The following is a 6,801-nucleotide window of genomic DNA, read 5'->3' as shown; positions in this document are numbered from 1 at the left end:
GATACTTTAAAATATTTGCCATTTTATATTAGAGGGAATATGGGTATAGTAGAAGGTTTAGGTATAGTACTATTGCCTTTTTTCCTAGGGTTTTATTTAGGAAATATTTTTACACGTTTAGGTAGATATTCTAGTTCGTTTTTAATGGTAACCTTAAGCTTATTACTCTTTATTATGGGCTTCAAGCTTGGGCAAATTGAAAATTTAGCAACAGAACTACCACGCATTGGGGTGAAAGTCGTAATTTTTACGGTAGTTTTACACCTATGTAATTTTCTCTTTTTAATGCCATGTGATCATCTACAACATAAGAAATCACGACAAATTGCACAAGTAACACGTGATTGGCGATTACTTTTAGATGTAGCCAAATTGATTTTATCTGTAGTTGTGGGTGTGATTGCTGGTTTATGGGCAAAAGGTGCTGGAGCTTCATTTGATTACAATTTATTAGGTACTATTTCCAACTTAATCTTATTGTTTATGATTTTAGCTTCAGGGATTCAACTCGGAAGTGCTAAATATAAACTTAAAGAAGTACTACTCAATAAAGAGGGATTTATCATTTCGGTTCTGTTCACTCTTAGTTGTTTAGTAGCAGGTTTAGTTTGTTACTTAATTACAGATGTACCTTTAAATAAATCATTAGCCTATACTGCTGGTATGGGGTGGTATAGTCTAAGTTCGGTAATTCTAGCTAATGCTTGGGGACCACTTGATGGTTCAATGGTATTTTTTATTGATATGGCGCGCGAACTCTTAGCTTTAGTTTTAGTACCATTATTAATGCAAAGATTCCGTTGTACAGCTGTTACCCAACCAGGAGCAACATCTTTAGATTGTTCATTACCGATTATTCAGAGAAGTGGGGGTAATGGGGTAGTAGGTTTAGCAATAACCTTTGGATTTTTTGCCAATCTCTACGTACCAGTGCTCTTAGTTTTATTTACCGGAATGTAAAGATTTTTAGCCTTATTTTGTAGTTAAATGCTACAAAATAAGGCTTTAATTGATATAATAATCAGACTGTTTATAAGCAAAATATTTCAGACTTATATCAGTATATTTTATTAATGGAGTTTATTCATGCCATCTTTTGATATTGTTTCAGAAATTGATAGCTTTGAAGTAAAAAATACGGTTGAGAATGCGCAACGTATTCTTGATAACCGTTTTGATTTTAAAGGTACTAATTCTTCTATTGACTTAAACGCTAAAGACAATAAAGTTAAAGTTAGTGCTGAGTCTGATTTCCAATTAGATCAACTAGTAGACATTGTAGTTAATGCTGCAATTAAACGTGGGATTGAAATTTTCTCATTAGTTATTCCTGAAAATTACGAACACGCTGGTAAAACTTATAGTAAAGAAATTGAGTTCCGTAATGGTATTGATCAAGATAGCGCTAAAAAAATGGTGAAAATGATCAAAGACTCAAAAATCAAAGTTACAGCACAAATTCAAGGTGATAAAGTTCGTGTTCAAGGTAAAAGCAGAGATGATTTACAAGCAGTTATCGCTTTAATGAAAAATGCCCAATCTGATTTAAACTTAGCTTTACAGTTTAACAACTTTAGAGACTAATATTTTTCCCTTAATCTTATCTTCTAGTAGGAGTGCGTTATTATGAGTGAAGAGCAAGCTTTATCACAAAAACCAGAATCGTTTGAAGAAAAGATTGAAAAGGTTAAAGAGATTATTAAATCTATGGAAGGTGATCAGTTAAGTTTACAAAACTTAACGGCACAATACACTGAAGCACTTACTTTAGTTGATGAGCTGTGCGAAGAATTAAATCAAGCGAGCCAAAAACTAGAAGTAGTACAACAAAAACGTGCCAAACAGTAAAAATTACGCTTAGATGAGGAGTGAGCGTTAAATGTCACTAACAGATGCAAAAGTCGTAAAAGATCAAGACCAAACACGATTAAGCTTGAATACGCTTAGTTTAAATGAACTTGCAAGCTATGTAGTACAAGAGCACGATTTAAATAATAAGTTAAACAGTGCTTTACCATTAAATGAGTTTTTAAGTATCATAAGCCAAGCTGTACGTAGTTTAATTGATTTAGTTTTAGGTACAGATAGTGATCCATATAAGCAATTATTTGGAACTGATCGACAAATTAACTCTCTTTTAGCTTTAAGCCCTGAAACCCAAAAAATAATGGCTGGTTTTGGCGCTAATACTTTACGTCAAGCTATGTACTATAGTTTACATAGTGATGGCAAAATGTTACGTCCGACTTTAGTTTTTATTGGTGGTTTATTATTTAATGCTAAAATCGAAGATTTGTTAATTGCGGCTTTAGCCATTGAATGTGTACATACCTATAGCTTAATTCATGATGATTTACCAGCAATGGATAATGATGATTATCGTCGAGGTAAATTAACCAATCATAAAGTTTTTGGTGAAGATATGGCAATTCTTGCCGGAGATTCACTACAAACTTTAGCTTACAGTCTTTTAAGCAATAATCAAAACCTTACTCATCAAGCTATTGTTAAGCAAATCCAAGTTTTATCTTATGGAGCAGGTCACTATGGGATGTGCTTAGGTCAAGCTTTAGATATTCTTGGCGAAGATCTTACCATCGGACAAATGACAGAACGTGGGATTACTCCAGAGCAGTCAGCGCGCCGCTTAAACGAAATTCACTATCGTAAAACTGCATTTTTAATTCGCAGTAGTATTCTGATGGGAGTTTATGCAGGTTGGGAACAAGCTAAGCATTTTCCGCAAATCGAAGATTTACTCTCTTCTTGGTCATATAACTTAGGTTTAACCTTCCAAGTTAAAGATGATCTATTAGATATTGAAGGGGATCAAGCGGAATTAGGTAAAACTGTAGGATCTGATTTAACCAACCATAAATTAACGTACGTGAGTCTATTCGGTTTAGAACAGGCTCGTACGAAAATGCAGAACCTTTTCAAGCAAACTTTAAATTGTATCGGCAATGTAGAAGAGCATTTAAAAACATGTTCTGCCGACACATCATTAATTAACTATCACGCTATTGAGTGGCTACAAGAGATTACTTCTTTTGTGGTTGTACGCAGAAAATAATATGAAGCAAGCTTATCCTTTATTAGATCGGATCAATAGTATTGCTGATTTAAAAGCTCTTGCCGTAGAAGATTTACCACAATTATGTGATGAGCTACGCCATTTTTTGATTTCAAGCATTAGCCAAAGTTCAGGCCACTTTGCTTCGAATTTAGGTACAGTTGAGCTAACTGTAGCTTTACACTATGTGTATTCTAGTCCTGAAGATAAGATTTTATGGGATGTAGGGCATCAAGCCTATGCACATAAAGTATTAACTGGACGTAAAGACCAATTACATACAATTCGTCAATATCAAGGTGTACATCCTTTTCCGTTTAGAGCTGAATCAGAGCACGATATTCTGTCAGTAGGGCATTCTTCGACCTCGATTAGTGCTGCTGTTGGCATAAGTTTAGCAAATCGTTTACAAGGCTTACAACAAGATGTAGTGCCAATTATTGGTGATGGTGCTATGACTGCAGGTATGGCTTTTGAAGCCTTAAACCATGCAGGTGATTTAAAGATTCCTTTAACCATTGTCTTTAATGACAATAATATGTCTATTAGTGAAAACATTGGTGCACTTAATCGTCATACAAGTAAAATTTTTAACTCTGAACTCTATCAAACTTTTAGAGAAAAATCGAAAGATATTTTGCCGCAAGCCTTAAAAGGCTTACTAAAAAGTGGTGAAAGTGCTTTTAAGCAGTTTTTAAGTTCTGATATTTGTAATCTATATCGTGGCTTAGGCATTGAATATCTTGGTCCATTTGACGGACACAATGTAGTAGAACTAGTTAAAGAGTTTAAACGTTTAAAACACAACGGTAAACTACAAATAGTACATGTGCTTACAACTAAAGGTAAAGGTTATTTACCTGCTGAGCAAGATCCAATTAAGTATCATGCTGTTGGTAAGTTTACTCCTGATTATACGCAAATAGTTAAAAACGTTAAAACAGCACCTCAAGCTGTAGTTACTACCTATACAAACCAAGAAACAAATAAAGAGACTGTTAAAGAAAATAAACCTTTAACCTATAGTGAAGTGTTTGGTAATTGGTTAGTTGAACATGCACAAGATCCGCAATTAGTAGCTATTACTCCGGCCATGACTGAAGGATCTGGGATGGCAAAATTTAAAGCTCTTGCACCACAAAAGCTTTACGATGTAGCCATTGCTGAACAGCATGCTGTAACTTTAGCCACTGGTTTAGCGATTGGTAATATGCATCCGGTTGTTGCTATTTATTCAACCTTTTTACAACGTGCATATGATCAAGTAATCCATGATGTGGCTTTAGATAATTTACCAGTACTCTTTGCTATAGATCGTGCTGGTATTGTCGGAGAAGATGGACAAACACATCAAGGTGCGTTTGACTTATCTTACTTACGTTGTATTCCAAACATGGTTATTGCTTGTGCGAGTAGTAAACAAAGTTTAACGCAATTACTCGAATTTGGTTATAACTACAATGGAACCTATGCTGTGCGCTATCCACGTGGACAAGCGTGGGATTTAGAGCACGTAGATCCAACCTTACGTTCTACTTTAGAACAAGATATTGTTCTGGGTAAAGGGATTAAAGTCGTAGAGGCTAATCCTGATCTATACCGTAATTTTACCCAAGAACATAATTTAACTAATAGTTCTAAAGGGATTGTAATTTTAAGTTTTGGTACTATGCTCCAAAGAGCTATTAGTTTGGCGCAACAAATAGGTGCTACGGTTTACGATATGCGTTTTGTTAAGCCTCTAGACCTTGAAATTATTGACCAACTATCAGCATATGATCTAGTGGTTACTCTTGAAGAAAATGCTATTTCTGGTGGTGCTGGTACTGCTGTACTTGAAGCTATGCAAGTAGCCAATATTCAAGTGCCAAGTTTAAATCTTGGAATTAGTGATAATTTTGTTGTACCAATTAATACGCATTTAATTGAAGAAGTAATGGCTTGGACACCTGAGCAAATTAAACAACAAATTATTACGAAATTACAAGCTTGTGCTTCTAGTACAAAATAGTGCTTGTATACACCCTAACTCATTAAAGAAATATAGTTTTATATGTTTTTTTGTTTATTGCTTTTACTGTAATCTACAGTGCAGTGATCTACAGTACTGTATTAAAACGAAAACTAAAGCTAAAACTAAAAAAGTGATACACCACACTATACACCACAAAAACAAAGCTAAAACTATAGCTAATATAAATAGGGATTCCCAAAAATATCAATTTAGTTATCATTAAAAATCATTAAAAAACAAGAAATAACGATCTATTTTAGAGGTTTTTACCTGTTATTAAACTAATAACAGGTAAGTGCTGTTAAAATGCGATATCTTCTTGATTTTTAACCCATATGATTGATAGGATTTTATCAATTTTGGGAATCCCTATATAAAGCTCAAAAAAAGCTTAAATATACAAAAAGTCCTGAGATTTTCTCAGGACTTTTTATGTATTTGTATTTTAGCGATCTGCTAATACTTTAGCAAAAGCTTTAGCTACATAATCAATGTTTTTCTCGTTTAAACCAGCAATATTCATACGACCGTTAGATACGATATAAATACTGAATTCATCTTTTAAACGATTAACTTCTTGAGATGTAAAGCCAGTGTATGAGAACATACCTTTTTGCTGAACTACAAAGTTGAAATCAAAACCTTGTGCTGCCATTAAGTCAGCTAATTGTTGACGCATACTTGCAATACGAGCGCGAATTTGTGCAACTTCTTCAACCCATAGAGCATATAGATCTGGGTTTTTAAGAATCGTAGCAACGATAAACGCACCGTTATTACCTGGTGATACGTAGAAGTTATTAGCATCAAATTGCAGATTAGATACTACTAAATCTAAATCTTTTTCATTAGCGGCTAAAATATGAATTGCACCTGTACGGTCACCATATAAACCAAAGTTTTTTGAACATGAGCTAATGATTAGCGCTTGCTCAAAAATTTCAGTTGCTAAACGCACGCTGTAAGCATCTTCGTCTAAGCCTGCACCAAAACCTTGGTAAGCAAAATCAAATACTGGGAATGCACCTTTTTCTTTGATTTTTGTTAATACTTCTTTCCATTGTTCTGGAGAGAAGTCATAACCTGTTGGGTTGTGACAAGCAGCTTGTAATAATACTGCGTCTTTAGAAGTTAGCTTTTCTAAATCTTCAAGTACGGCAGCAAAATCAATACCACGTTGTTGTGCATTGTAATAGCGGTATTCAGCAGTTTTTAAACCTGCAGTTTCAAAAATTGCAAAGTGGTTAGACCAGGTTGGATTCGAAATATAAATAGTTTCGAGCTCTAAATGCTGTTTTAAAAACTCACCTACTAAACGTAAACCGCCCGAACCAGCAATTGTTTCAACAGTACGAATACGATTAGCTTTACGTGCTGCTAAACTTTCAGGGAATACAAAGTCACGGAAAGCTAAGTTAAAGCCTTTGTAACCTGTAGATGGTAAGTAAGAGATATTAATATCTTTAGCAACTTTAGAACTTAAAGTTAAATCAACTGGTGCTAAAGCATTTTCGGTTGGTAAGCTGTAATAATATTGCGCTAAAGCTTTTTGTGCAAGGTTAACCGATTCAAGGTTTTCCGCTTTGCCTTCAGCGTTGTAATAAGCTCCTACACTTAAATCTACTTTAGATGGATTAGGATCTTTTTTGTATTCTTGAATTAAGTGTAAAATTGGATCGTCTGGAGCTTTGGTTAAATTAGCGAAAAAATCCAT

6 protein-coding genes are annotated in these 6,801 nt (G+C 34.4%); 5 read left to right on the top strand and 1 reads right to left on the bottom strand.

All coding sequences use genetic code 11. The features are described 5' to 3' along the window. From CKF58_RS00975 to dxs, 5 genes are all read left to right on the top strand, one after another. A partial coding sequence (locus CKF58_RS00975; RefSeq protein WP_222987635.1) for a LysO family transporter occupies positions 1-960 on the top strand: 960 nt, incomplete at its 5' end. A 126-nt stretch (positions 961-1,086) separates the two neighbouring features. Further along, positions 1,087-1,584, top strand: a complete 498-nt coding sequence (locus CKF58_RS00970; RefSeq protein ID WP_119530122.1) for a YajQ family cyclic di-GMP-binding protein — start codon at positions 1,087-1,089, stop codon at positions 1,582-1,584. Positions 1,585-1,626: 42 nt separating this feature from the next. Continuing rightward, positions 1,627-1,848 carry an exodeoxyribonuclease VII small subunit gene (xseB, locus tag CKF58_RS00965; RefSeq protein WP_119530121.1) on the top strand — a complete coding sequence of 74 codons (222 nt, stop codon included), beginning with the start codon at positions 1,627-1,629 and terminating at the stop codon, positions 1,846-1,848. A gap of 31 nt (positions 1,849-1,879) precedes the next feature. Further along, the gene (locus CKF58_RS00960; protein WP_119530120.1) at positions 1,880-3,073 is read left to right on the top strand and encodes a polyprenyl synthetase family protein; all 1,194 of its coding nucleotides are present in this window, start codon (positions 1,880-1,882) and stop codon (positions 3,071-3,073) included. 1 nt (position 3,074) lies between these two features. After that, entirely contained in the window at positions 3,075-5,084 is a 2,010-nt protein-coding gene (dxs, locus tag CKF58_RS00955; RefSeq protein ID WP_119530119.1) for a 1-deoxy-D-xylulose-5-phosphate synthase, read from the top strand. Between the two features lie 448 nt (positions 5,085-5,532). Here dxs and CKF58_RS00950 read toward each other — a convergent pair whose 3' ends face one another. After that, positions 5,533-6,801, bottom strand: coding sequence for an amino acid aminotransferase (locus tag CKF58_RS00950; RefSeq protein WP_119530118.1), 1,269 nt, complete (start codon positions 6,799-6,801; stop codon positions 5,533-5,535).

It is taken from the genome of Psittacicella hinzii, from assembly GCF_003585935.1.
In the GTDB taxonomy this organism is placed as follows: Bacteria; Pseudomonadota; Gammaproteobacteria; order Enterobacterales; family Psittacicellaceae; genus Psittacicella; species Psittacicella hinzii.
Note: the sequence above shows the minus strand (reverse complement) of the source record. Positions and strands in the feature narration are given on the sequence as shown.

What these genes read in the sequence shown, in the direction of transcription:
- dxs (WP_119530119.1), top strand. Translation starts at nt 3,075, where the DNA reads ATGAAGCAAGCTTATCCTTTATTAGATCGGATCAATAGTATTGCTGAT.
- CKF58_RS00970 (WP_119530122.1), top strand. Translation starts at nt 1,087, where the DNA reads ATGCCATCTTTTGATATTGTTTCAGAAATTGATAGCTTTGAAGTAAAA.
- xseB (WP_119530121.1), top strand. Translation starts at nt 1,627, where the DNA reads ATGAGTGAAGAGCAAGCTTTATCACAAAAACCAGAATCGTTTGAAGAA.
- CKF58_RS00950 (WP_119530118.1), bottom strand. Translation starts at nt 6,801, where the DNA reads ATGGATTTTTTCGCTAATTTAACCAAAGCTCCAGACGATCCAATTTTA.
- CKF58_RS00960 (WP_119530120.1), top strand. Translation starts at nt 1,880, where the DNA reads ATGTCACTAACAGATGCAAAAGTCGTAAAAGATCAAGACCAAACACGA.